We start from the raw sequence: 24,179 nt of genomic DNA on the forward strand, positions 1-24,179 counted from the left end.
TCGAGTCGTTCGACATTTGGGAACGCCGCGGGGCGCCAGAGTGCCGCCGGGTGGGACCACGGAGCGCACGAAGGGCGGGGTCGGAACCACATGGTTCCGACCCCGCCCTTGCGCCAGTCAGGTGGCGGTATGACGTTAGCGCCAGCCGAGGGCCGGGGCGACGTGCTTGATGATGTTCTCCATCACGTGGGTGTTGTACTCAACGCCCAACTGGTTGGGGACTGTCAGCAGAAGGGTGTCTGCGGCGGCAATGGCCTCGTCACCGCGCAGTTGCTCGATCAGAGCCTCGGGCTCGGCGGCAAACGAGCGGCCGAAAATGGCGCGTCCGATGGGGTCCCCACCGATGGTGCCGATCTGGTCGTCGGTGTCGCGGTCAAAGCCGAAGTAGCGGTAGTCCTCGTCCGTGGTCAGCGCGAAAATGGAGCGGCTTACCGATACGCGAGCCTCGCGCTCGTGCCCTGCTTCTTTCCATGCGTCGCGGAACAGGTCGATCTGCTCACGCTGCTGAACGTGAAACGGCTTGCCGCTCTCGTCAGCCTTCAGCGTGGAGCTCATCAGGTTCATGCCTGCCTCTGCTGCCCACACGGCGGTCGCGTTGGAGGCTGCGCCCCACCAAATGCGGTCGCGAAGGCCGGGGGACTGCGGCTCGATGCCCAACGCGCCGGGGTAGGGGTTGGGGAACATCGGTCGGGGGTTCGGCTCGGCAAAGCGTGCCCCGTCGATGACCTGCAAGAAGGTCTCGGTGTTGTTGCGAGCGACATCAGCCATGGTCATGCCCTCGGGAGCGTCATAACCGAAATGCTTGTAACCGTCGATGACCTGCTCGGGTGAACCGCGGCTCACGCCGAGCTGCAGTCGGCCGTCGGAGATGAGGTCTGCGGCGCCCGCGTCTTCTGCCATGTACAGCGGGTTTTCGTAACGCATGTCGATGACGCCGGTGCCGATCTCGATTTTCGAGGTCTTCGCGCCGATGGCGGCGAGCAACGGAAACGGCGAGGCGAGCTGGCGTGCGTAGTGATGCACGCGGAAGTACGCGCCGTCGGCGCCGATCTCTTCAGCAGCCACCGCCAGGTCAATCGACTGGTGCAGCACGTCGCGTGCTGAACGAGTCTGGGAGTCGGGATGTGGAGTCCAGTGCCCGAAGGAAAGGAAGCCGATTTTCTTCATGCTCTATGAAACCACGGAACCATGATTTCCATTCCCATGAATATTCTTCGTCGCGCGGGTGGCGCGGCAAGGACGCGCACCCGCACCCTCACACGCACCCGCAACGTCACAAAATGCATGCCACCCAGCGCGCGGCGGTAAGATCAGCAAACGGCAATGAACGCCGAACGTGGCAACGCGTCGGCCCTGGCGCGTGCACTCTCCCAAGAAGGGTTCGACATGACGCGCATTTCTGAAACTGGATACTCCGTTGCCATCGTCGGCGCGACCGGTCAGGTCGGCACCGTGATGCGCGAGATTCTGCAGGAGCGCGCCTTCCCCATTCGAGAGCTCCGCCTGTTCTCCACCGCTCGCTCCGCAGGCACCGCCATTGACTTCGGCGGCCACTCGATCATCGTCGAAGACGTGGCGTCCGCCGATCCGGCAGGCATCGAGATTGCCCTGTTCTCCGCGGGTGCGACCGGCTCGCGCGCACACGCGCCTCGCTTCGCCGAGGCAGGCGCCGTCGTCATCGATAACTCCAGCGCCTGGCGCATGGACCCCGAGGTTCCGCTGGTCGTTAGCGAGGTCAACCCCGAGGCTACCCTTGCCCTCCCGAAGGGCATCATCGCCAACCCCAACTGCACCACGATGGCGGCTATGCCCGTGCTGAAGCCGCTTCACGATGCTGCTGGGCTCGAGCGCCTCATTGTTTCGACCTACCAGGCCGTGAGCGGTTCGGGTCTTGCCGGCGCACAAGAGTTGCTCGGCCAGGTCGAGGGCGTTCTCGCCCAGGGCAACACGCTTGACCTGGTGCACGATGGCGCGGCCGTAGATTTTCCGCAGCCGGAGAAGTACATCGCGCCGATCGCGTTCGACGTTATTCCGTTGGCCGGCAGCCTCGTCGATGACGGGCTCAACGAGACCGACGAAGAAAAGAAGCTGCGCAACGAGAGCCGCAAGATTCTGGGTCTGCCTGACCTTCGCGTCGCCGGAACCTGCGTGCGCGTTCCGGTGTTCACCGGGCACTCGCTGTCGATCCACGTCGAATTCTCCCGCGACATCACGCCAGATCAGGCGCGCGAGATTCTCGCGAACGCACCGGGCGTGACGCTGGAAGAGGTTCCGACCCCCCTGCAGGCCGCCGGAAATGACCCCAGCTACGTTGGCCGTATTCGCGCCGATCAGTCTGCACCCGAGAACAAGGGTCTCGTGCTGTTCATCTCCAACGACAACCTGCGAAAGGGTGCGGCGCTCAACGCGGTACAAATCGCCGAGGTCGTCGCTCAGCGCCTCGCCTCGTAGCGCCAATACTGCCGAAAGAAGGTGACTTCTTTCGCGTCAGCTCAATTGGGCACAGGGAGAACCTCGCTACGGGCAAGGGTCACGCGCCAAGCGCCGTAAACTAGTCGGGTGAGTGAAACTGTAGACGTCGTTCTTATTGGTGGCGGAGTGATGAGTGCCACCCTCGGCACCCTTATCTCAGAACTGCAGCCGGACTGGAAGATCGTCGTCTTTGAACGACTCTCTGACGTCGCGCAGGAGTCGTCCAACGCGTGGAACAACGCTGGCACGGGCCACGCGGCACTGTGCGAGCTGAACTACATGCCGGCAGCCCCCGATGGTTCCGTCGACCCCGCCAAGGCGATCTCGATCAACGAGCAGTTTCAGCAGAGCCGCCAGCTGTGGACCACGCTGATGGAGGAGGGCGTGCTGCACGCGCCCGATACCTTCATCAACCCGACCCCGCACATGACGTTTGTGCAGGGCGAAAAAGACGTGAAGTACCTGCGCAAGCGCTACGAGGCGCTGAAAGACCAGCCGCTGTTCGCCGGTATCGAGTACAGCGAAGACAGCCGCGTCATCAACCAGTGGGCGCCGCTGCTGATGCAGAAGCGTGTCGCTGGCGAGCCGTTCGCCGCCACCCGCGTTCCTGCCGGAACCGACGTTGACTTTGGTTCCGTCACCCGCCAGCTTTTTGACAACCTGACGGCCAAGGGCGCGACGCTCTACACCAACCGTGAGGTGCGCAAGCTCAAGCGTCAGAAAGACGGAACCTGGAAGCTCAACTTCCGCGACATGCTGGGCAAGACCCCGGGATCGATGAACGCACGATTCGTGTTCGTTGGTGCTGGTGGTTGGGCGCTCAAGTTGCTGCAGGCCTCTGGCATTCCTGAGATCAAGGGTTACGGTTGCTTCCCGATTGGTGGGCAGTGGCTCAAGACCTCGAACCCCGCGATCGTCGCGCAGCACCACGCCAAGGTGTACTCGCAGGCGGCCGTTGGTGCCCCGCCGATGTCGGTGCCGCACCTTGACACCCGCGTGGTTGACGGCGAGACCTCCATTCTGTTCGGCCCGTTTGCGACGTTCACGCCGAAGTTCCTCAAGCACGGACACATGCTTGACCTCGTAACCCAGGTGCGGTTTCACAACGTCTTCAGCATGCTGAAGGTCGCCTTCACCAACTTCAACCTGATCAAGTACCTGGTGAGCGAGCTCGCCAAGACCCACAAGGGCAAGGTCGAGTCGCTGCGCGAGTTTGTGCCGACCGCGAAGGACGAAGACTGGGTGCTGCTCAACGCCGGCCAGCGCGCACAGGTGATGAAGGGCGGCAAGCTGCAGTTCGGAACCGAGGTCATCGCCCACGCAGACGGCTCGATTGCCGGATTGCTGGGTGCATCGCCGGGAGCATCGACCGCCGTGTCGATCATGCTCGACCTGCTGAACTCGTGCTTCCCCGACCGCATCGCCGAGTGGGAGCCGCGCCTCAAGCAGCTCATTCCGAGCTACGGCGAGACGCTGAACGACAAGCCGGCCGAGGCAGACAAGATCGTCACCGAGACCGCCGAGGCTCTCCACATCAACCGCTAATGCGGCTGTGGTCGCTCGAGCCCGCCCTGCTTGACAGGGCGGCGCTCGTCGCTTGTTGGCGCGAAGCTTTGCTCGCGCAAAAGGTGCTGGCGGGCAACACGCGCGGATACACACGCCACCCGCAATTGGAGCGCTTTCGTGAGTGCGCCGACCCTCTCGATGCGATTGGGTACTTTCTCGCCGATCTACAGCGGGAGGCGACCGCTCGTGGCTATCGCTTTGACATCACGCGCATCTTGCGGCCCAGCGCGGCCAACCCGCATATCGCCGTCGCGACAGGTCAGCTCGCGTACGAGCGTGACTGGCTGCGCGCCAAGGTGAGTGTGCGCGACCCCGCCTGGTTAGACCGGCTGGCCGGCGAGCCGAGGTGCGGAACCACGTTCGTGTTGGTTGAGGGGCCGATTGCGGCGTGGGAGCGCGTCACACCTTTGTAGACTCTTCTGGTGGCCAAACTGTACTTCCGCTACGGCGCGATGAACTCCGGCAAGTCGACTGCCCTGTTGCAGGCGGCCTACAACTACGAAGAGCGCGGTCAACACGTGCTGCTGGTGAAGCCGGCGATCGATACCAAGGGCGCCAGTCAGGTCGAATCACGCCTCGGCATGACGCGTGAGGTCGACATTCTGCTGGCCCCAGACGACGACGCTCGTCAGGTGATCGCCGCCGAGTGCGCGCGCCTGGTGCGCGACGCCGCGGAGGCCCTGGTTCCGGGCGAGCACCGCGTGGCCTGTCTGCTGGTCGACGAGGCGCAGTTCTTGACACCGCAGCAGATTGACGATCTGTTTCGCATCGCCGTTCTCGATGGCATTCCGGTGCTCGCTTACGGCATCCGCACGGACTTTCGCACCCAGGCCTTTCCTGGTTCCCGCCGCCTGTTGGAGATCGCGCATTCGCTTGAAGAGCTTAAGACGATCTGCCGTTGCGGGCGCAAGGCCGTCTTTAACGGCCGCGTGATTGGCGGTCGGTTCATCTTCGACGGTGACCAGGTCGCCATTGATGCCGCCACCGCCACCGTGCGCGACGAGCACTTCGTCACGTATGAGTCGCTGTGCGGTGCGTGCTATCTGGAGGAGTCTGGCGGCGTGCTGCTGCCGGCAGCCGCCGAATAGCCTGGCTGTCGCGCCAGAGAGCGCGCAATCGCCTCGGCTCGCGCGCCTCGGCAAACTAAGCTGGGTGCATGCGCGTTCTTCTTGCCGGCGGAGCCGGTTACATTGGCACTCACACGGCCGTTGCCCTGCTCGATGCCGGGCACGAGGTTGTTCTGCTTGACGATCTGTCGGCGACGTCTGCGATCGCGGCCGAGCGGGTTCAAGAAATCACCGGCAAGCCGGCACCCCTCGTCATCGGCGATGCGAAAGACGATGCCACCGTTGCCCGGGTTTTTGACGAGTATGGTCCGTTCGATTCGATCATCCACCTCGCCGCACACAAGGCTGTTGGCGAGTCAACGCAGCTGCCGCTGAAGTACTACGCCAACAACCTCGACAGCACCTTCGCGCTGCTGCGCGTGGGGCTCGAGCGCGGGCTCAAGTCGTTTGTGTTCTCCAGCACCGGAACCGTGTATTCCGACCCTGCGGATCTGCCGTTTACCGAGGAGTCAACGACGAGCGTTGACCTCTCCAACCCGTACTCGAAGTCCAAGCGCATGAACGAGAAGGTGCTCGAAGATGTGGCGGCCGTGACGCCCGATTTGGCCGTCACGGTGCTGCGATACTTCAACCCGGTGGGTGCGCACGCCTCGGGCCTCATCGGTGAAGACCCGGCCGGAATCCCCAACAACCTGATGCCGTTTGTTTCGCGCGTTGCCATCGGAACGCTCAGCGAAGTTGGCATCTTCGGTGACGACTACGACACTCCGGACGGCACGGGACTGCGTGACTACATTCACGTCGTTGACCTCGCGGCCGGCCATGTGGTGGCGCTGGAGCAGGCCCAGCCCGGGTACGCGGTCTACAACCTCGGAACCGGCGAGCCGGTCAGCGTGAAGGGCGTCGTTGCGGCGTTCGAGCGTGCCATCGGGCGCGAACTTCCCGTCAACATCAAGCCGCGCCGCCCCGGCGATGTTGCGGCCACGTACTGCGACCCGGCAAAGGCCGCACGCGAGCTTGGCTGGAAGGCACAACTCACGATTGACGATGCCTGCCGCGACTACTGGACGTGGCAGACCAAGAACCCGCAGGGCTACAACGTCTGATCGGGTAGCACCCAGATACGGCAATGGCGGCCAGGAGTGATCCTGGCCGCCATTGCCGTATGCGTTAGGAAAGCTCGGGAATGAGCGCGTCAAGGAAGTCGGCGGTGTGCGCCGGGCCTTCAACGCTCACGCAGGCGACGCCCATGTCGAGCACGGGGCGATCGTTGCCACCCTCATCGAGTCGATCGCCGTAGAACAGCATGTCGGCCAGGGCAATGCCGGTGGCAGCAGCCAGCTTGTTCATGCCGTAGGCCTTGTCGATGCCCTTACGGGTGATGTCGATTGAGGTGGAACCGCCGGAGCGCACCTCAAGCTCGGGCAGGTGCACGGCGACGGCATCGCGCAGCGTAGCCTTCTTGGTTCCGTCCGGGTCCCACGCCTTCTTCGCGTCAAGCGGCGCCTGCTGGCCGAGGGCCGAGAAGGTGATTTGCGAGCCGCGATCTTCGAGAATGTTGCCCCATGGTTCCGCCTCCCACAGATCCAGCTCGCGAGCCTCGGCCTCCACAATGCGCAGGGCGTCAGCCTTTTGCTGCTCGGTGAGGTTTTCTGCGTACAGCGGCGCGAAGGTGGAACCATCGTGGCGCCAGTACTGTGTGCCGCACGTGGGCAGCAGGTGAATGCGCGTGAGGTTGGTGTCGGCCGGCAGGTTGGCGACGAGCTGGCTGTTGAATTGCTCCCACTGGCCACCCGAAATAATGGCCACCTCAACGCGCTGGCTGAGGGCTGCGAGCAGCGCACCCATGCGCGCGTCAATCGCGGTCTTCGAAGGGGCAAGGGTGTCGTCGAGGTCAAAGGCGACCAGCAGTGGCGTCGTCATAACTCTTCCGGGTCAGGGGGCAGAACCGCTCCATCTTAGCGGCGGCACCTGGAGGGTTGCCGTCACCCGCGACGAGGTTCGCTCATTCGGCGATGAAGACGTCGTAGCCCGCGCCACGCAGTGCTGCAACGACGCCGTCATCGGCGTCAGCGTCGGTGAGGACGCCCGCGAACAGTTCTGCGCCGCCGACGTGCGCGAATGCGGTTGATCCCAGCTTGGTGCTGTCGGTGACGACAAAGGCGCGACTGGCTTGTTCGGCCATGATGCGGTTGACGGCGGCTTCGCGCTCGTCTTGCGTGGTGGCTCCGGCCGCGGCGTCGATGCCGTTAACGCCGATGAAGGCCAGATCGAGGTGCACGCCGCGCAACAGTTGCTCGACAAACGGGCCGACCAGCTCGTAGCTACGCGAATGAATCACCCCTCCGGTCACCACAACCTTGATGTCGGGGCGCGTCGCCAGCTGCGCGGCAATGTTCACGGCATTGGTGACGACGGTGATGCCGCCACGCTCGGCAAGGTCTTCGCGCGCAGCGAGAGCCGCGGCAATCGCTGTTGTCGTGGTTCCGCCCGACAAGCCGACGACGGAACCCGGCAGCACGCGTGCTGCGGCAGCCGCGGCAATGCGCTCCTTGGCGTGCGTACGCAGGTGGCTTTTGTAGCGGATGGGCAGCTCGTACGCGACGGTCTGCGCCACGGCGCCACCATGCGTGCGGGTGAGGAGGCGCTGCTCGGCGAGCGAGTCGAGATCACGCCGGATCGTCGCGGGCGACGTTTCGAATCGTTCGACGAGGTCATCGACCGTGACCTCACCGAACGCGGCGAGAAGGTCAAGAATCGTGTTGAGTCGTGCGGCCCGCTTCACGATTGCGAGTCTAGGGCGAACAGCCGGAGCATGCGCGCCGCTTCGTCTGCGAGGGCATCGCGCGCGGGCGCCAGGTACTTTCGAGAGTCGACGAGATGAGGGTCGGCTGCCAGCTTCTCGCGCACCGCCCGCGTGAAGAAGCCATTGAGGTGAGTGGAGACGTTGATCTTCGTCATTCCGGCGCGCACCGCCGCGGCGATAACGTCATCGGCCACCCCCGACGAGCCGTGCAGCACGAGCGGAACATCGAGAGCGTTGTGCAGGCGTGCGATCAGGTCAAGATCAAGCGACGCAGTGCGGTCGGTCATGGCGTGCGAGGAGCCAACGGCAACAGCCAGGGCGTCGACCCCAGTTGCCTCGACAAACGCTCGGGCCTCATCCGGGTCGGTGCGAACGCCGGGCGCGTGGGCGCCGTCTTTGCCACCGACCTCGCCCAACTCGCCCTCAACATAAACGCCAGCGGCATGCGCATTCTGGGTGACAGCGGCCGTGATGGCGACGTTTTCTTCGTAGGGGAGGGCGCCGCCGTCAAACATGACGGAGCCGAAGCCGAGCGCAACAGCCTCGCCTACGAGTTCCGGGCGCTCGGCGTGGTCGAGGTGCACCGCCACCGGCGTTTGCGCCCGACGAGCGATCGCGAGCGTTGCCAACGCGATGGGTTCGAGGCCGCCGTGGTAGTCGGCGCAGTCTGCGAGATTTGCAGAATCACCGGCAGCTGGGCCTGGGCAGATGCGCGCACAAGAGCTTCGGCGGTTTCCAGGTGGATGACGTTGAACGCGCCAACGCCGGTGCCTGCGGTTGCGGCTGCGGCGACGAGTTCACGGGCGGTCACGAGGGTCATGACTAGTCCTCTCGGGGATACGGTGAAATGGTGAGTCGGCTTTCCAGCTCCGGCCACGACTCGTGGATATCGCCAGCCAACGGCATCAAGACAGCGGCCGCAGACCACGAGGTCGCACGGCGCAGTACCTGCTCGATATCGCGCTCGCCGGCTTCGTAGAGCACAGCGCACGCGGCCACGGCGGAGTCGCCGGCGCCCGTCGGATTGCCCGAAAGTGCCGAGTCGAGGCTGGCGTGGTGCGCCTCGGTGGCGGTCACGGCGAGCATGCCATCGGCGCCAAGTGAAAGCAGCACCAGCTCGACGCCGCGCGCGATGAGGGCGCGTGCCCCCTCCAGCGGGTCTGTGAGGCCGGTCGCGTCGGCGAGTTCGGCGGCGTTGGGCTTGAGCACGGTCGCACTGGCTTCAGCCGCCACCAGGAGCGCGGCGCCAGAGGTGTCGACAATCACCGGAACGCCAGCATCTCGGCCGATCGTGATAAGAACCGGCAGCAGGGAAGGCGGCGCGCCCGGCGGCAAGCTTCCCGAAACCACGAGCACGCTCGCACCCGGCATAGCTTCGACGACCTCGGCAATAAGCGCGCCCCACTCCGTGTCGCTGGGGTTGCTGCCGCGCTCGTTGATGATCGTGGTGTCGCCCGCAGCACGATCAACGATGGCGATGCTGCGGCGTGTGGGTGCGAGCACCGGAACCAGGCGGTGCGGCACGCCGCTGGCCGCGAGGTCTGCGGCGAACTCTGCGCCCGTGGTTCCGCCCGCCGTCGTCAGGGCCAAAACTGGCGCGTGCGCTGCGGCGACGCGCGCCACGTTGAGGCCCTTGCCGCCGGCGCGGGAGACTCCGGCGTCGGCGCGATGGGTTTCACCGGTCTCGAGCCGGTCGACGTGCCAGGTGAGATCAAGTGCCGGGTTGGGCGTGACGGTGACGATCATGCGAGCTCACGCCCGCGTAGCGCGGCACCGAGGAGCCCGGCGTTGCCCGACAGCTCGGCCGCGACCAGCTTGGGGATACGGTGAAAACTCAGCCGCTCACGCAGGCGAGTGCGAAGCTCGTCGAACAGCGCTCCGCCAGCGCGGGAGAGCCCGCCGCCAATCACGATCGCCTGCGGTGCGAAAACCGCAGTGAGCTGCGCCAGCGACAGAGTGAGTGCGTCAAGCGCTGAGTTCCAGATCTCCGCGGCGGCCGCATCGCCAGTCATGGCGCGGGCGATGACGTCTTTGGCGCCCTGCGGCTCGATACCCGTCGCCTCGAAGTAGCGACGCGCGATGGCTCCGGCGGAGGCAACCGCCTCCAGGCAGCCGCGGGCGCCACACACGCACAGCGGCCCGTCGGCGATGGGTGAGTGGCCGATCTCGCCGGCGTAGCCGGCGGCTGTGTAGGGCACCCCGCCGATCAGAAGCGCGCCAGCGATGCCGGTTCCGATGACGAGCACGACGGCGTCATCATATCCACGCGCGCCGCCCAGCATGCGTTCTGCCCAGCTTGCGGCGCTGACATCATGTTCAAACGCGACGGGCAGCCCGAGTCGCGCGGCGGCGAGATCGCGCAGCGGCGCGTTTCGCCAACCCATGTTGGTGGCGATAACGCCGACGCCCGCGGTCGCGTCAACGATGCCGGGAACAACGAGGCCGACCGACTGCGGAACCACGTCTGCGTAGGTCGCGCGGAGGTTATCGGCAAGCGCCTCGAGCGCATCGATCACGGCCGCCGTGCGGTCGCCCGCGACCACCGGCGTGGGTGTGCGCCGCAACCCCAGTGCAGTGCCCTCGGCGGTAAATAGGGCGGATTTGATATCGGTGCCGCCGACGTCAAAGGCGAGTACGGGCGCGCCGGGGCCGATGGCGGCAACGCGCGATGGTTCCGCGCCGGAAGGCTCAAAAGGCGGCGCGGAACCAGCCGCAGGATCGTGACGGTTCATACCATTCATGCATCCAGGATGACGGAACGGCTGAGGTTGCGTGGTTGATCCGGGTCGAGTCCGCGCACCACGGCACGGTCGAGGGCGACGCGGTGCAGGCGCACGAGGTCGGCCATCGGGTCAATCGGGTGCTGCACAAAGCGGGCGCCGGTGCGGCCCACTTCGGTGGAGAGCCCGGTTGGCGCCTCGCCAAACTGCCAGACCACGCGGCCCGGTGCGGCAATCGCCATCGGGCCGTGGCGGTACTCCATCGACGGGTACGACTCGGTCCATGACTGGGATGACTCGCGCATCTTGAGTGCGGCCTCGTGTGCCAGGCCGATCGCCCAACCGCGACCAAGGAAGGTGTACTGCTCGGCATCACGCAGGGCGTCGTCGTCTGTGCCAGCCAGAACGGCGGCAGCGTCGTTGATCGCGCCGGTCAGGTCTTCACCGAGCGAAGCGCGAAACAGCGCGAGGGCGGTGGTTGCGAAGCGCGTCTGCACGACCGACTGCTCATCAGCGAAGGGGAGAAGCGCTGCATCATCGACCAAGGAGACCAGGGGAGAGGTGGGGTCACCGATCACGCCGATCGTGCGCACCTTGCCCTTCACTCGCTCCACGAGTTCCAGCACCTCGGTCGTGGTTCCGGAGCGCGTCAACGCCACGATGGCGTCGTAACCGCGGTCAACGAAGGCCTCCGACGCAGCAAATGCGTCCGTCTCGCCGTGCCCCGCACGCTCTCGGAGGGTGGCGTACGACTGCGCCATGAACCACGAGGTTCCGCAGCCGACAACGGCGACGCGAGCGCCGGCAGCCGGAAGGAGCGCCTGAGTATCACGCAGCGCCTCGGCCTGAGCCCAGGTGTCGGGCTGAGAGTTGAGCTCAGCGCGCATGTGTGCGCCAGCAAGCGGTTCGGTCATCGTCGACTCCCTTGAAGATCACTGTGATGATTTTTGATCGTTAATGCGCTTATTCAATCATAAAACACCACAATCGCGCACCATCTCGCCCGGCTTGCGCGCACCTCACGCGCGAAACACATTCTGGTCGGCGAGACACATGCGGCGCGGCGGTGTTTCGCCGACCAGAGTGTGTCTCGCCGAAAAAGGGTGGGAGGTGCGGGTGGAACCAGGCCGGGTGTGGGGGTGGAACCAGGCCGGGTGCGGGAACGACAAAGGGCCGGATCTTTCGATCCGGCCCTTTGACTATTGTCGGGGTAACAGGATTTGAACCTGCGGCCTCTTCGTCCCGAACGAAGCGCGCTACCAAGCTGCGCCATACCCCGTGACAACTGTTCTAGTCTAGCCCATGTTCGCGCTGACCTTTGACCACGCGGAGCGGCTGGCTCACGAAAAACTAGGCGGAACCGGGTGAAAACCGGCGCGCAAGTTTCTGCCGCGCCTCTCATGGTTCCGGCGCCCGCGGCTTAGGCGGAACGCGGAACCAGGGTGATGAGTGACGCTTCTGGGCGGCAGGCGAAGCGCACCGGGGCGTAGATCGAGTGCCCAACACCGGCGCTCACATTGAGCGGGATGGCGCGGCTGTTGTCGTGCCACGTGGAGAGGCCTCGCGCCTGGTGTAGCGGAATGTCGCAGTTGGCAACCAGCGCACCGAAGCCGGGCACGCGCACCTGGCCGCCGTGGGTGTGACCGGCAAACAGTGCGTCGGCACCGCCGGCCATCAGCCCGTCGAGCACGCGGCGGTAGGGGGCATGAGCGACGCCGAGTTTCAGGTCGGCGTCGGCGACGCTCGCCGCAAGTTCCGGAACCATGTCCATGCGGTCGCGGCCGACGTGCGGGTCATCGACTCCGTACGCGCCAACCCGGTGACCGCGAACCTCAAGGGTCGTGGCTGCGTTGTTGAGCGGGCGCCAGCCCAGCACCTCGGTGAAGTACTCATCGAGCGCGCCGGTGTCGAGTAGCTCTACCGAGCCGCCCGACGGCTCGCTCGGCCCGGCGAAGTAGCGCAGCCAGTTGCGCGGGCGGGGAGCGACGAGGTCATTGGAACCATGCACGTAGAGCCCGGGAACGCCCGCGAGGCCCGCGAATGCGGCTTTGATACCGCGCAGCGCATCTTCATGACCGAGGTTGTCGCCGGTGTTGATGACGAGGTCGGGCCGAAGCGATGCGAGCGACGCCAGCCACGCCTGCTTGCGCCCCTGCCACGGCGCCATGTGCACGTCAGACAGGTGCAGAATGCGGATCGGATCAGTGCGCGGCGGCAGGATCGCTACGGTGTGCTGGCGCAGCGTGTAAAGGTGCCGCTCAATACCAAAGCCCCAGGTTGCTGCGGCGGCACCGGCGATGCCGGCCGCAGTAACCAAACGGCGTGCGGTGTGTCGTGCTGAACTCACTTGCACTTATCTCGGTCGTAGCTGATGGTCACCGGCGATGTCTTCGGCGTGACGGTTCCGCCACCCGGAGACTGCGCAGTGATGACGCCTTCCTTGGGGGCATCGGCCTTCTCGCTACACGACTCCTGGATGAGGGTGAAGCCTTCGTTGATCAGCGCGGTTTTCGCATCCTTCAGCGACATGCCCATGACATCGGGCACCGCACCACCCTGGCCATTGCTTGGCGAGATGGTGACCGTAGATCCGGCGACGACGGAACCAGCACCCGGGTCTTGAGACTCGATCATGCCCGCGGGCTGGCTGCCGGGAATCTCCGGACCAACCGTGACGCTGAAGCCAGCGTCTTGGAGGGTGCGTTCGGCATCGGCGATGCTCATGCCAACGACGTTGGGGAGATCCTTGTAGACCTGACGCGAGAGGTTCGGGTCGGGCTCGGGGAAGGCCGTTCCGCCGTACACGGCGTTGGCGACACCCTGCGATTCACGCGAGAGCTTGTAACGCAGGTCGGTGAGCTTACCGGCTTCCAACCAGATGCCGGTCATGTCGCTGTCACCTTCGGTGTTGCCAACCCACGCCGCGGTCGCAACCCGGCTGCTGGACTGCACCATCCACGTCTGGAACTCTTCGTGCGTACCCGTCTTACCGAACACCGGAACGCCGTCCCAGTTGTTCGCCTGGCGGCCGGTTCCGTTGCCATCGTTCATGACGGCGCTGAGCGGCACGATCGCCGTCGATGCAACTCCAGAGTCAAGCGCCTTGTCGTTGCAGGTGGTGACCGGAACCAGGTCGGGGCGATCGGTTCCGTCTGCGTCGGTAACGCGGTCGATGAAGCGCGGCTCGCAGTACTTGCCGCCGGCAGCGATCGTCGCGTAGGCGTTTGCCATCGCGAGGGGGGCAACGTTGTGGGAGCCGAGCACCGAGAACGGGCCGGTGGTCATGTCGATCGGCGTCAGGGCATCGGGCTCAGTGAGCGCGAAACCCGACTCGTCGATGATGCGTTCGCCGTTCTCGTCCAAAACATAGTTCGGAGTGCCGTCGGCCTTCAGGAAGACGCGGTATTCGGTGCCCGCCGGCGTGGTTTCGGTGTCTTCTGTGGTCTTCTCGGTGCCAGTCCAATAGTTGCCGTTGTAGACGCCGAGGTCCATGGCGGTGTTGGCGATGCCACACATATCCAGTTTTTCTGCCATCGCGAAGAAGCCAGAGTTCAGCGAGTCACGGGTGAACCGCACGACATCGCCGGTGTAACCCGGTGCGCCACCGTAGTTGCCAACCATTTTCTGCGGGTCAAACTTCGACTTGGCGCCTTCGCACCCAACCGTCCAGGCCTTACGGTTCTTACCGTTGAGTACCTCGCGGATGGAGTGGCCTTCTTTCAGCCACTCCAAGACGGTGAACACCTTGAACGTCGATCCGGCGGGGAAGCCGATACCGGTTCCGTAGCCATAGCGCTGGTCGGCGCCATAAACGAGGCTGGTGTAGCCGGGCGTCTCCGCATCGGCCGATGACTCGCTGAAGTGGGTGTTTTGCACCATGGAGAGCACGCGGCCGGTGCCGACCTCGACGTTGACGATGGCCGCACCAAAGTCGCCGATGCCGTCAACGGTCGGGGGAGCGGTGGACTGCATCGTGCGCATGTTGTTCCACTGCAGATCCCAGTCCATCGTGGTGTAGATCTTGAGACCACCGCGGTCAAGCATCAACTTGCGCGCTTCGGCGGTGTCGCCGAATGCGGGGTCGTTGAGAACCTTGATCTTGATCATCTGGCAGAAGTATTCGGCGTCAACGGCCGTCACGCAGCCCGAGTTCTGCGGCTGAATGTTCGGCGCGATCGGCAACGCGAGCGCAGCGTCGTAGTCAGCCTTCGTGATCTTCTTGTCTTCGTAAAGTCGCCACAGCACGTAGTCGCGGCGATCTTTGGTTTCGGCGTAGTTGGTCGCATCACCGTTCAGCTCCCACTCAGGGTGGTCGATGCGGAACGAGTTCGGGTTCTGCACCATACCCGCGAGGATCGCTGCCTGGTCGATCGTCACGTTTGCGGCGGAGACTCCGAAGTAGCGCTGCGCTGCGGCCTCAATGCCGTAGGTCACGCCGCCGAAGTTGGCGATGTTGAGGTAGCCGAGCAGAATTTCCTCTTTCGAGAAGCGCTGCTCAAGGGCGATCGCGTAGCGCAGCTCCTGCACCTTACGCTTGTAGCCCTCAGCGCCCTCGGCGTTGGTGGCTTCAGTCCAGCACGCGTCCTTCTCCTCCTGCGTCTCCTTCTCGGCCTCACAGCGTTGAATGAGAACGTTCTTGACGTACTGCTGGGTGATGGAGGAACCACCCTGCGTTTCGCCGCTGCTCGACGCGTTGGAGAGGAGCGCACGGGCGGTACCGATCATGTCGATGCCGCCATGCTCGAAGTAGCGCGGGTCTTCAGAAGAAAGCAGGGCATCGACGATATACGGCGATACCTGGTCGTAGGTCACGGGAATGCGGTTCTGCTCCCAGAACTGCGCCATGAGCTGTGGCTGGCCAGTCTGCTTGTTCGTCGCGTAGATCTCGGTCGGCAGCATGAGCTTGTCGATGGCGAGAAACCCGGGGATGTTGTTAAAAACGGAGATGGCACTGGACGTTGCCGTGCTCGTCAGGGCGATCGCGGGAGTGATCGTTGCGGTCAGCAAAAGACCGGCGAGGGCGCTCAGAGCGGTGAACCCGAGGATTCCTCCGAGCACGCCTTTAAACGTGCGATTCTTTCCAGGCATAGGCTAGATCGTAATTGACAACCCTGGGGATCCGCCCACGGGTGAATGAGAGTCGGGAGATCTATGACGACCTGGGAGTACTTCACCACGCCGCTACTGATTCACAACACCGCCGCGATCCTCAACAACTGGGGCAAGCAGGGTTGGGAACTTGTGCAGGTAGTGACCGGCCCCGAAGGCGGCCTCGTGGCCTACTTCAAGCGCCCGGTTTCGGAGCAGGCGCCGCAAAACGCGGGTCTGGCGTCGGCAGCTGCCGCGGCAAAGCAGTTTGAGGAGTGATCATGACGATTTCTGAACGCCTGGCCGAGCTCGGCATTGAGCTTCCCGCCGTCGCGGCTCCCGTCGCGGCCTACATTCCGGCGATCGCCGACGGCCACCTGATCTACACGTCTGGCCAGCTGCCGATGGTTTCTGGCGCCCTCCCCGCAACGGGCAAGGTCGGCGACGGTCACGGCCTGGTTCCGGCAGCTGACGCGAAGGCGTACGCGCGCCAGAGCGCGCTCAACGCGCTTGCCGCCGCGGCTGCCGTTGCCGGCGGCGTTGACAACGTGACGGGCGTGCTCAAGCTGACGGGTTTCGTTGCCTCAGTGTCGGAGTTCACCGGTCAGCCGGGCGTGATCAACGGTGCAAGCGATGTTCTTGGGGAGATCTTCGGCGAAGCCGGAACCCACGCGCGCTCCGCCGTTGGTGTTCCGGTGCTGCCGCTTGACTCGCCGGTTGAGGTTGAAGTCATCTTCACCACCAACTAGGCGCACGCAAACGACCCGCGAAACCACATGGTTCCGCGGGTCGTTCTCGGTTATGCACCTACTTGCCGGTGACCTGTCCCTTGATCGTGCTCATGACCATCGTGTCGGCGAGCGTTGTCGTGTCGCCGACTTCGCGGCCCTCGGCCACGTCGCGCAGCAGGCGGCGCATGATCTTGCCGGAGCGCGTCTTAGGCAGCTCACCCACGATGTAGATATCGCGCGGGCGCGCGATGGGGCCGATCTGTTCGCCGACCCACAGTCGCAAAAGCTGTGCGAGGCCGTCGGGCTGATGCGCCTTGAGGTAGCTCTCCTTGATGATGACGAAAGCGACAACCGCCTGGCCGGTCGTTTCATCAGAGGCGCCAACAACGGCGGCTTCGGCGACGGCCTCGTGGCCAACCAGCGATGATTCGATCTCTGCGGTCGACAGGCGGTGACCAGAGACATTCATCACGTCGTCAACGCGACCGAGTAACCAGACATCACCGTCGTCGTCAAGGCGCGCACCGTCGCCTGCGAAGTAGTACCCCTTGTCTTGGAACATCTTCCAATAGGTCTCCACAAAGCGATCCGGGTCTCCCCAAATTCCACGCAACATGCTGGGCCATGGTTCCGTGATGACAAGCAGGCCACCGTTGCCGTCGCCAACATCGACACCCTTGTCGTCGACAACGTCGATCGAGATGCCGGGAAGTGCCACCTGCGCGGAACCAGGCTTGGTTTCGGTGACGCCGGGGAGCGCGGAGATCATGATGGCGCCCGTCTCGGTCTGCCACCAGGTGTCAACGATGGGTGCGGTGTCGCCGCCGATCACGTGGCGGTACCACATCCATGCCTCGGGGTTGATCGGCTCACCCACCGAGCCGAGCAGGCGCAGCGACGACAGGTCGAACTGCTCGGGCACCTGACGCCCCAGCTTCATGAACGAACGAATCGCGGTCGGCGCCGTGTAGAGCACGGTGACGCCGTACTTTTCGACAAGCTCCCACCAGCGGCCCGGGTGCGGGCTGTCTGGTGTGCCCTCGTACAGCACCTGGGTGGCGCCGTTGGCGAGCGGGCCGTAGGTGACATAGGTGTGGCCGGTGATCCAGCCGATGTCGGCGGTGCACCAGTACACGTCGGTCTCGGGGTGGAGGTCGTGAACCGTGCGGTTGGTGAATGTTGCTTGGGTGAGGTAACCGCCCGAGGTATGCAGAATGCCCTTGGGGTTGCCGGTGGTTCCGGAGGTGTAAAGGATGAACAGCGGGTTCTCCGCGTCAAAACCTTCGGCTTCGTGCTCGCCGGAGGCGGACGGAACCACGTCGTGCCACCACACGTCGCGGCCGGCTGTCCACTCCACGTCGTTGCCACCACGCTTGACGACCAACACCTTCTCAACGGTTGCCTGGGTTCCGTTGCCACGGTCGGCGAGCGCCTGGTCAACCGCGGGCTTCAGGGGGGAGACACGGCCCTTGCGGTAGCCGCCGTCTGCGGTGATGACGACCTTCGCGCCGGCGTCGTCAATGCGCGAGCGCAGGCTGTCAGCCGAGAAGCCACCGAACACCACGGAGTGAATCGCGCCGAGGCGCGCGACGGCGAGCATCGAGGCGATGGCCTCGGGAATCATCGGGAGGTAGATTGCAACGCGGTCGCCCTGGCCAACGCCGAGGTCGGTCAGCACATTGGCGAGGCGCTTAACCTCATCGGTGAGCTCTGCGTACGTCACGGCGCGGGAGTCGCCAGGCTCGCCCTCGAACAGCAAGGCAACGCGGTCGCCGTTGCCGGCTTCGACGTGGCGGTCAAGGCAGTTGTATGCGACGTTGAGCTTGCCATCGGCAAACCACTTTGCAAACGGCGGGTTGGTCCAATCCAGTACCTGCGTGAACGGGGTGCTCCAGGTCAACAGCTCACGAGCCTGATCTGCCCAAAACGCTTCCCGGTCGGCCTTGGCCGCTGCGTACATCTCCTGAGTGGCGATCGCGTTGTCGGCGAACTCGGGCGATGGTGCAAATTTGCGGGTCTCGTTCAACAGGTGATCGATCTGACTGCTCATTCGCGTTTGCTCCTTTGCGAAAATGACGAACGCCGCTTCTTCGCGGCATGGGGTGAACCTATCGGTGGCGCCCGCGGATGACTACTGCCGAAAGTTAGTCATCAGGGTGCGTGAGCGGCTATTGACCGTGCGCATCTGCGCGCAACACGGCGATATCTGACTTCGGTGGTACGACCAGTGTTCAGTTGGCCCTATAGTCGAAGAGCCGAACGATCTGATTTTGGCATCGCAATGGCCCTCACGGTTCCCCCAAGCCGGGGTCATTGCTGCGGCGGCGCTCCACATCCCCCGGTTGGAGCGCCGCTCGTCTCATTTCCCGATGCTGCTGGCGGCTTCCTCCACAGCGCGCACTCGCGAGAATATTTTCCACGGAACCGTGGGTGGCGTCGTGCGGCCGGAGGTGCTTGCCTAGCGTCAAGGGCATGGTTGAAGCCTTCGTTATTCGAGCAGAGCGCTCCGCGGCGCCGCCGCAGCAGCGGGCGCGCGTGTTGCAACCGCTCGCCCGCTATCTCGATGACCCCGACGTTACTGACCTCTTTATCAATGGTTCCCGCGGCCTCTTTGTTGACCGTGGTCGTGGCAGCGAACGCGATGAATCGTGGGGAGCATCCGAACGCGAAGTGCGTGATCTTGCGGTCGCGCTGATGGCGGCGGGAGATCGACACATCGACGACGCGCACCCCTGCGTCGATGTTCGGTTGGAAGGCGGCGTACGCGTGCACGCGGTTCTCGCCCCCATCGCCGTCGACGGAACCACCATCTCCATCCGCGTCGCGCGCATGACACAGCAGAGTCTGAACGAACTGGCGTCGGCGGGGATGCTCACTTCCGATCAGGTGCTGTGGCTACGGGAGGCGGTGCGCACGCGAGCCAATTTCTTGATTTCGGGCGCGGGTGGCAGCGGAAAAACCACCCTGCTCTCGGCGCTACTCAGCGAAGCGTCGCCAGCCGAGCGCGTGCTGACCATCGAAGATGTGGCTGAGTTGCGATTGCGGCATCCACATCATGTCGCGTTGGAGTCGCGTCAGGCCACCGTCGAAGGCGCGGGCGCCGTTTCGCTGGCGCAGCTCATTCGCGAGGCCCTCCGCATGCGGCCAGATCGGCTCGTCGTCGGAGAGTGTCGCGGGGCGGAGGTTCGCGAGCTGCTGAGCGCTCTCAACACGGGACATGACGGCGGCGCCGGAACCATCCACGCGAACAGCATGACTGACGTTCCGACCCGGCTTGAAGCGCTGGGGGCGCTCGCCGGGCTTGAAACCGGCGCCCTTGCTCGCCAAGTGGTGAGCGCGATGGACTTTGTCGTTCATCTGTCGCGAGGTTCCGACGGAACGCGGCGCGTCGACGCGATCGGGTCTTTTGTGCTGGAAGACGGTCACCTGACTGTGACTCGCACCGATCTTGACCAGAGCTCGAACACCAAATTCGCGCAGACGGCGGCAGTCGCGACGGAACCACTACGCAGAACGAGTGAGCACCATGCGGCATGAGAGTGATGCGGCCGACGTGGCGGCGATAACGCTTCGAATCGCGGTCTTATTGGAGTCAGGCGCTATTCCCGAGCGCGTGTTTGGGTACCTCGCTGAGGCGAATGATGGCGACCACATCGGAGTGTGGGCGAGTCGAGTGCATACTCGCATTCAGGCTGGGGTCACGGTCGCCGATGCTGTGGAGGCAGAAGGCGGCTCATGGGTTTGGGTGGCTTGTGCGTGGCGAATCGCGGTCGCCGTTGGCGCGCCGGTGTCACCAGCGCTGCGCTCGATGGTCGGAGTCGCCAATGACTCGCGAGCAGCGTCCGACGACGTACGGATTGCGCTCGCCGAACCTGCCGCCACCGCGCGCCTGATGATGTGGCTGCCGGCGGTTTCGGTCATCATGGGCGTCGCGCTGGGATTCAATTCCCTCGCGGTGCTCACCACCAATCCCATCGGAATCGGTTGTCTCGTTCTCGGCGTCGGCCTGATCATTCTTGCTCGATGGTGGACGCGCCGTATTGTCGCTGCCGCGAGCCCAGTATCCGTGGTTCCTGGATTGCGCGCCGAACTCATGGCGATCGCTTTGGCCGGAGGCTCCTCGCCCGCGCGAGCACGTCAGCTTGTTGATGACGTCGAACTCGGAAATGGCGACGATTCGGCTGAGATTGAGCAGATCTTGCGCCTGTCGGTTATCGCGGGCGTGCCCGCGGTCGACCTGCTGCGCGCCAGCGCGACCGCGATGGTGGGGCAGGTGCGAGCTGCCGGGCGCCTCCGTGCCGCGCGCCTGGCGACCCGACTGCTGTTGCCGCTTGGCGTGTGCACGCTCCCCGCCTTTTTCCTGCTGGGTGTTGCGCCGATGATGCTCAGCGTGATCACGAGCACCGAGGTGCCACTATGACCGTGCCCGCCCGTTTTCGTGCCCACAACAGAAAGGAATGTCATGACAGACATCACTGCGTCGCCGCACTTCGCGACGGCGAAACCCGCCCGTCCGCTCACCTGGCGCGGCCGCGTTCGGGCGTGGACGAGGCGCGCCCACACGGTGGCGAACGATCAAACAGGCGCCGCGACGGCGGAGTACGCCATTGCCACGATGGCGGCGGTTGCTTTTGCCGGGCTACTGGTTGCGATCATGCGCTCCGACGAGATCAAGCAGGTGCTCACCGATCTAATCGAGCGCGCGCTGACTGTGCCGTAGCGGTTCGTGCCAAGCGCCCGCACCGTGCGTTTCGGAGTGTGCGTTCGGTCTTGACATCAGAGCGGGGGAGTGCGACCGCAGAGTTTGCGATCGCACTCCCGGCGGTCATGCTGGTGCTGTTTCTCATGTCGGCGCTGATCTCGGCGCAGGGGCAACAGATCTTGCTGCAGGACGCCGCGGCCGATGCGGCACGGCTCATCGCGCGAAATGACGATATTGCGCGTGCCGAAGCATCGATTGACGCCGCGGTCGCCGGAGCGCAGATGAACATCGTGGCCGATGAAACCCTGGTGTGCGTTACCGCGTCGGCAACCGTCACGGTCATGGTTCCGCTCACCCTCAGTGCGCGATCATGCGCGCTCGCTGGAGGGCGCTGATGAGCGCCGTGATGAGTATCGGAACCATGACCGTCGTCGGCATGCTGGCGTTTGGCGCGGTAGCGGCGGGTGGGGCGGCCGTGACGGCGCAGCGCATGAGCGCGGCAGCCGACGCGGCTGCCCTCGCAGGGGCCGACACAGCGGCGGGGTTTGCTTCTGGCGAGCCGTGCGATGCGGCGGCACACGTCGCGGCGGCGCATGGGGCGACGGTTGCCGATTGCGGAGTGGTCGGAACCACGGTGTCGGTGCGGGTGTACGCCGTGTTCGCCGGGTTTGACGTGTCGGCTGCCGCGCGTGCTGGGGTGCCGGCCACTAGCTCAGGTGGGGCGCAGTCGGGGTGGAGCAAACCAAGCGACGGCGAGATCACCTCCGGGTTTGGGCCTCGTGAGGCGCAGTGTGATGATTCGGGGTGCGCTTCGACCGTGCATCAGGGCGTCGACTTTTCGGCGGGCTGTGGCGCGCCGATCTATGCGATTCGCTCTGGCGTGGTCGTGAGTGCGGCCCAGTCGGGTGGTTATGGAAATCAGGTGCGCATCGATCACGGCGATGGACTCGTTAGCGGTTATGCACACATCGTCGATGACGGCATGCTTGTGGCCGTCGGCGACACCGTCATCACGGGGCAGTTGATCGCGTTGGAGGGGGATACTGGTCAGTCGTTCGGCTGCCACGTTCACGTGTCACTCGAGCGCGGAGGCGCCTTCATCGACCCGATGACCGTGCTGGGGTAGCCCGGGGTGCGCCGCCGAGATGTGCGCGCCCCGGTGAGCCAACTCTGCAGCTGGGGCAATGCGGCTGCGCCGGGGCGGTCAAGAGCGCATGCCTCACGGAATCGATCATGTTTCCGTCAGCCCTACACCGCCGCGGCTCCGGCAGTCGCGGAATCGGTTGCAATCCCGCTGTTTCGCTGTGTCGCTGAGGGTTCAATCCTTACAGCCTCAGCGCTCTCGCGGAGCGGGTCAGATTTGACGGTGTCGATGACAAGTAAACACCCTGGGTCGCTACTGGGGTGACCAAATATTGCGCCGAAGCGAGCGTGAGTCGCAATCAAGCTGGTGCCGGAACATCCTCTCCGATGGGGTCCGCATCTTCGGCAGGCGATGTCGCGCCATTCTCTTCAGGTTGGTTCAATTCCTGAACATGCGGTTCGCCACTGAGTTTTCGAACGACACCCTCGATGATGCGCGCGAATTCGGGGGCTTGAGCGGACCGGAGAGCGTCTGAGAGAGTCATCTGCGGGCCGGTCTTGTCAGCGTTGCGCCGCTGCCAGTAAGTGATCTGCTTCATGGTCACGGCTTCAACGGCTTGCGGGTCGTTTTCCGCAATCATTGTCAGAAGTTCATCGGCTGTGTACAGATCGAACGGCACTTTGTCGACCACGGGTGCAAAATGTTTGATGTTCTGAGTGACCAAGATATCCACCCCTCCGAACTTTGCCGCGTGGATGACGTGCCAGTCCTTATTGTCTGTGACATCGTCGATCGCGCCGCCGGGATATTCGTCCAGAACATCGTGAAGCGATTCGTAGAACTTCTGGTGAAGGTCCCTAATCGTGCCACCGTCGAGATGAGGGTGGTTCTCGCGCACATTGCCTATCGCCTCGATGATGCAGTCCAATGAACTCACCGCGGCAAATCGACTACCTTCCGCACTCAACATCAATACCCAGTCGCGAAGCGTGCGACTGTAAAGAATGTTGGAATCGAGGAAAATCAGGTGCACATCAATGAGATAGACCGCTCTGCGAATGAATTGGCAAGTGCACCGATGTGTCACTCGAAGTCGAGTTTGTCCTCAAGATCACGCAACTCGTCGAAGGCAATCTTACGAACGGCGGCACGTTTGTCACGCAACGCGAGCACATCGTGGAGATTCAACCGATGATGACTGCCGACCTTCGCCGCGGGTAGCTCGTTTGACGAGATGAGTTTCATCAGTGTTGGGCGTGAGATACCGAGAATCCCAGCGGCTGTTGACGTCGTCAGTTGCTCGGGCATTGCTTGAAGCGTTAGGTTGCCCTGAGTCAAGCTGTTGATCGTAAACAGAAGTGCCTTGGTCAACTCGGCCGGGAGCGGGAACTCCGACCCATCGTCGAGTTCGACTTTCAGCCCGCGGAGCTTACGGTCGTGAGCGCAGGCATGTACTGCCCGGGCATCCTCCCGAACTCGCTCATCGAGGAGGAGTCTCTGAGTGCTTGCATGGGTCGCTGGAAGAAGCGTCGTGTTCATGGCTACTCTTTTGGTTGCTTTATTGGTTGCTTTGTTGGTTGCTAAATAGTTGCTATATGAATGCCAGTATTGTCGTTGCTTTTCTTTGCATCTGAAATCGTTCGCTGTTTCTGAAATTATCTGTTTGCACTTACAAATGCAACACCGTAGCCGTCGTTGTTATTCGATACACATTCTTCGCGCAGTTTGACGAACTCGTATCTGTGCGCAGTCGGAGAGGGGGCGTGACGGGATTCGGCGGGATCTGCTGCGCGGGTAGGTCACATCTGATCGGGAGGGGACTGACGCAGGTTTCGGTGACAACTAACCTTTGAGGCCGAGCGCCTCTGGGAGAGGATGTCTTCATGCCTGCACCGTTTCCGAAAGAGTTCCGTGACGATGTCGTCGCGGTTGCCCGTGCTCGT

The 24,179-nt window shown here is 63.9% G+C and carries 23 protein-coding genes, 1 tRNA gene and 1 pseudogene; 12 read left to right on the forward strand and 13 right to left on the reverse strand.

Going from position 1 to position 24,179, the window contains the following annotated elements; translation table 11 throughout:
• Positions 1-135: 135 nt before the first annotated feature.
• Positions 136-1,167, reverse strand: coding sequence for an LLM class flavin-dependent oxidoreductase (locus FVP60_RS12250; protein ID WP_147826573.1), 1,032 nt, complete (start codon positions 1,165-1,167; stop codon positions 136-138).
• A gap of 219 nt (positions 1,168-1,386) precedes the next feature.
• On the opposite strand from FVP60_RS12250, the gene FVP60_RS12255 reads away from it, so the two are divergent.
• The 5 genes from FVP60_RS12255 (at position 1,387) to galE (ending at position 6,211) form a co-directional block, all read left to right on the forward strand.
• Entirely contained in the window at positions 1,387-2,451 is a 1,065-nt protein-coding gene (locus FVP60_RS12255; protein WP_147826574.1) for an aspartate-semialdehyde dehydrogenase, read from the forward strand.
• Positions 2,452-2,559: 108 nt separating this feature from the next.
• Entirely contained in the window at positions 2,560-4,017 is a 1,458-nt protein-coding gene (gene mqo, locus FVP60_RS12260; RefSeq protein WP_147826575.1) for a malate dehydrogenase (quinone), read from the forward strand.
• The gene (locus FVP60_RS12265; protein ID WP_147826576.1) at positions 4,017-4,451 is read left to right on the forward strand and encodes a pyrimidine dimer DNA glycosylase/endonuclease V; all 435 of its coding nucleotides are present in this window, start codon (positions 4,017-4,019) and stop codon (positions 4,449-4,451) included. Before mqo ends, FVP60_RS12265 begins: the two co-directional genes overlap by 1 nt.
• Positions 4,452-4,460: 9 nt before the next feature.
• The gene (locus tag FVP60_RS12270) at positions 4,461-5,126 is read left to right on the forward strand and encodes a thymidine kinase (RefSeq protein WP_147826577.1); all 666 of its coding nucleotides are present in this window, start codon (positions 4,461-4,463) and stop codon (positions 5,124-5,126) included.
• 68 nt (positions 5,127-5,194) lie between these two features.
• Positions 5,195-6,211 carry a UDP-glucose 4-epimerase GalE gene (galE, locus tag FVP60_RS12275; RefSeq protein ID WP_147826578.1) on the forward strand — a complete coding sequence of 339 codons (1,017 nt, stop codon included), beginning with the start codon at positions 5,195-5,197 and terminating at the stop codon, positions 6,209-6,211.
• Between the two features lie 64 nt (positions 6,212-6,275).
• Here galE and FVP60_RS12280 read toward each other — a convergent pair whose 3' ends face one another.
• The 9 genes and pseudogenes from FVP60_RS12280 to FVP60_RS12320 form a co-directional block, all read right to left on the reverse strand.
• Positions 6,276-7,028: an HAD-IIB family hydrolase gene (locus tag FVP60_RS12280; RefSeq protein WP_147826579.1), complete on the reverse strand. Its 753-nt coding sequence runs from the start codon at positions 7,026-7,028 to the stop codon at positions 6,276-6,278.
• An 82-nt stretch (positions 7,029-7,110) separates the two neighbouring features.
• The gene (locus FVP60_RS12285; protein WP_147826580.1) at positions 7,111-7,890 is read right to left on the reverse strand and encodes a DeoR/GlpR family DNA-binding transcription regulator; all 780 of its coding nucleotides are present in this window, start codon (positions 7,888-7,890) and stop codon (positions 7,111-7,113) included.
• Positions 7,887-8,731: pseudogene (locus FVP60_RS12290) on the reverse strand (class II fructose-bisphosphate aldolase). Before FVP60_RS12290 ends, FVP60_RS12285 begins: the two are co-directional and overlap by 4 nt.
• A gap of 2 nt (positions 8,732-8,733) precedes the next feature.
• A complete protein-coding gene (locus tag FVP60_RS12295) occupies positions 8,734-9,657 on the reverse strand; it encodes a 1-phosphofructokinase family hexose kinase (RefSeq protein WP_147826581.1) in 924 nt (307 codons plus the stop codon).
• Positions 9,654-10,652, reverse strand: coding sequence for an ROK family protein (locus FVP60_RS12300; protein WP_246132605.1), 999 nt, complete (start codon positions 10,650-10,652; stop codon positions 9,654-9,656). The genes FVP60_RS12295 and FVP60_RS12300 overlap by 4 nt, the downstream gene beginning before the upstream one ends.
• Positions 10,649-11,545, reverse strand: a complete 897-nt coding sequence (locus FVP60_RS12305) for an SIS domain-containing protein (RefSeq protein WP_147826582.1) — start codon at positions 11,543-11,545, stop codon at positions 10,649-10,651. Before FVP60_RS12305 ends, FVP60_RS12300 begins: the two co-directional genes overlap by 4 nt.
• A 291-nt stretch (positions 11,546-11,836) precedes the next feature.
• A tRNA-Pro gene (locus FVP60_RS12310) sits at positions 11,837-11,910 on the reverse strand.
• A 141-nt stretch (positions 11,911-12,051) separates the two neighbouring features.
• The gene (locus FVP60_RS12315; RefSeq protein WP_147826583.1) at positions 12,052-12,978 is read right to left on the reverse strand and encodes a metallophosphoesterase; all 927 of its coding nucleotides are present in this window, start codon (positions 12,976-12,978) and stop codon (positions 12,052-12,054) included.
• Positions 12,975-15,719 (reverse strand): transglycosylase domain-containing protein, encoded by a 2,745-nt coding sequence (locus tag FVP60_RS12320; RefSeq protein WP_147826584.1) that lies wholly within the window; start codon positions 15,717-15,719, stop codon positions 12,975-12,977. Before FVP60_RS12320 ends, FVP60_RS12315 begins: the two co-directional genes overlap by 4 nt.
• A 63-nt stretch (positions 15,720-15,782) precedes the next feature.
• Here FVP60_RS12320 and sp36 point away from each other — a divergent pair, with 63 nt between their 5' ends.
• Together sp36 and FVP60_RS12330 are read left to right on the forward strand one after the other, a co-directional pair.
• On the forward strand, positions 15,783-15,998 hold the full coding sequence (gene sp36 / locus FVP60_RS12325; RefSeq protein WP_147826585.1) for a Sp36 family protein: 216 nt from the start codon (positions 15,783-15,785) through the stop codon (positions 15,996-15,998).
• 2 nt (positions 15,999-16,000) lie between these two features.
• A complete protein-coding gene (locus tag FVP60_RS12330; RefSeq protein ID WP_147826586.1) occupies positions 16,001-16,468 on the forward strand; it encodes a RidA family protein in 468 nt (155 codons plus the stop codon).
• Between the two features lie 58 nt (positions 16,469-16,526).
• Here FVP60_RS12330 and acs read toward each other — a convergent pair whose 3' ends face one another.
• Positions 16,527-18,500: an acetate--CoA ligase gene (gene acs, locus FVP60_RS12335; RefSeq protein WP_147826587.1), complete on the reverse strand. Its 1,974-nt coding sequence runs from the start codon at positions 18,498-18,500 to the stop codon at positions 16,527-16,529.
• A gap of 422 nt (positions 18,501-18,922) precedes the next feature.
• Here acs and FVP60_RS12340 point away from each other — a divergent pair, with 422 nt between their 5' ends.
• The 5 genes from FVP60_RS12340 to FVP60_RS12360 all read left to right on the forward strand — a co-directional run bounded on the left by FVP60_RS12340 (position 18,923) and on the right by FVP60_RS12360 (position 22,278).
• The gene (locus FVP60_RS12340) at positions 18,923-19,987 is read left to right on the forward strand and encodes a TadA family conjugal transfer-associated ATPase (protein ID WP_147826588.1); all 1,065 of its coding nucleotides are present in this window, start codon (positions 18,923-18,925) and stop codon (positions 19,985-19,987) included.
• Entirely contained in the window at positions 19,977-20,870 is an 894-nt protein-coding gene (locus tag FVP60_RS12345; protein WP_147826589.1) for a type II secretion system F family protein, read from the forward strand. The genes FVP60_RS12340 and FVP60_RS12345 overlap by 11 nt, the downstream gene beginning before the upstream one ends.
• A 144-nt stretch (positions 20,871-21,014) precedes the next feature.
• Positions 21,015-21,170: a DUF4244 domain-containing protein gene (locus FVP60_RS13265; RefSeq protein WP_246132612.1), complete on the forward strand. Its 156-nt coding sequence runs from the start codon at positions 21,015-21,017 to the stop codon at positions 21,168-21,170.
• Positions 21,171-21,220: 50 nt separating this feature from the next.
• Positions 21,221-21,547 (forward strand): TadE family type IV pilus minor pilin, encoded by a 327-nt coding sequence (locus FVP60_RS12355; protein ID WP_246132606.1) that lies wholly within the window; start codon positions 21,221-21,223, stop codon positions 21,545-21,547.
• Positions 21,547-22,278, forward strand: coding sequence for a M23 family metallopeptidase (locus FVP60_RS12360; protein WP_147826591.1), 732 nt, complete (start codon positions 21,547-21,549; stop codon positions 22,276-22,278). Before FVP60_RS12355 ends, FVP60_RS12360 begins: the two co-directional genes overlap by 1 nt.
• Positions 22,279-22,594: 316 nt before the next feature.
• Here the strand turns inward: FVP60_RS12360 and FVP60_RS12365 are convergent, their stop codons facing one another.
• Both FVP60_RS12365 and FVP60_RS12370 read right to left on the reverse strand, forming a co-directional pair.
• Positions 22,595-23,269 carry a hypothetical protein gene (locus FVP60_RS12365; RefSeq protein ID WP_147826592.1) on the reverse strand — a complete coding sequence of 225 codons (675 nt, stop codon included), beginning with the start codon at positions 23,267-23,269 and terminating at the stop codon, positions 22,595-22,597.
• Between the two features lie 50 nt (positions 23,270-23,319).
• The gene (locus FVP60_RS12370) at positions 23,320-23,775 is read right to left on the reverse strand and encodes a helix-turn-helix domain-containing protein (protein WP_147826593.1); all 456 of its coding nucleotides are present in this window, start codon (positions 23,773-23,775) and stop codon (positions 23,320-23,322) included.
• Positions 23,776-24,179: the final 404 nt, after the last annotated feature.

The sequence above is a fragment of the Microbacterium mitrae genome, assembly GCF_008017445.1.
GTDB classification, from domain to species: domain Bacteria; phylum Actinomycetota; class Actinomycetes; order Actinomycetales; family Microbacteriaceae; genus Microbacterium; species Microbacterium mitrae.

Bases quoted from the DNA above. Each gene is read 5' to 3' on its own strand.
- FVP60_RS12305 (WP_147826582.1), bottom strand. From the start codon at position 11,545: ATGACCGAACCGCTTGCTGGCGCACACATGCGCGCTGAGCTCAACTCT.
- FVP60_RS12320 (WP_147826584.1), bottom strand. From the start codon at position 15,719: ATGCCTGGAAAGAATCGCACGTTTAAAGGCGTGCTCGGAGGAATCCTC.
- FVP60_RS12370 (WP_147826593.1), bottom strand. From the start codon at position 23,775: ATGAACACGACGCTTCTTCCAGCGACCCATGCAAGCACTCAGAGACTC.
- galE (WP_147826578.1), top strand. From the start codon at position 5,195: ATGCGCGTTCTTCTTGCCGGCGGAGCCGGTTACATTGGCACTCACACG.
- FVP60_RS12255 (WP_147826574.1), top strand. From the start codon at position 1,387: ATGACGCGCATTTCTGAAACTGGATACTCCGTTGCCATCGTCGGCGCG.
- acs (WP_147826587.1), bottom strand. From the start codon at position 18,500: ATGAGCAGTCAGATCGATCACCTGTTGAACGAGACCCGCAAATTTGCA.
- FVP60_RS12280 (WP_147826579.1), bottom strand. From the start codon at position 7,028: ATGACGACGCCACTGCTGGTCGCCTTTGACCTCGACGACACCCTTGCC.
- FVP60_RS12360 (WP_147826591.1), top strand. From the start codon at position 21,547: ATGAGCGCCGTGATGAGTATCGGAACCATGACCGTCGTCGGCATGCTG.
- FVP60_RS12300 (WP_246132605.1), bottom strand. From the start codon at position 10,652: ATGAATGGTATGAACCGTCACGATCCTGCGGCTGGTTCCGCGCCGCCT.
- FVP60_RS12345 (WP_147826589.1), top strand. From the start codon at position 19,977: ATGCGGCATGAGAGTGATGCGGCCGACGTGGCGGCGATAACGCTTCGA.
- FVP60_RS12330 (WP_147826586.1), top strand. From the start codon at position 16,001: ATGACGATTTCTGAACGCCTGGCCGAGCTCGGCATTGAGCTTCCCGCC.
- FVP60_RS12250 (WP_147826573.1), bottom strand. From the start codon at position 1,167: ATGAAGAAAATCGGCTTCCTTTCCTTCGGGCACTGGACTCCACATCCC.
- sp36 (WP_147826585.1), top strand. From the start codon at position 15,783: ATGACGACCTGGGAGTACTTCACCACGCCGCTACTGATTCACAACACC.
- FVP60_RS12340 (WP_147826588.1), top strand. From the start codon at position 18,923: ATGGTTGAAGCCTTCGTTATTCGAGCAGAGCGCTCCGCGGCGCCGCCG.
- FVP60_RS12265 (WP_147826576.1), top strand. From the start codon at position 4,017: ATGCGGCTGTGGTCGCTCGAGCCCGCCCTGCTTGACAGGGCGGCGCTC.
- FVP60_RS12295 (WP_147826581.1), bottom strand. From the start codon at position 9,657: ATGATCGTCACCGTCACGCCCAACCCGGCACTTGATCTCACCTGGCAC.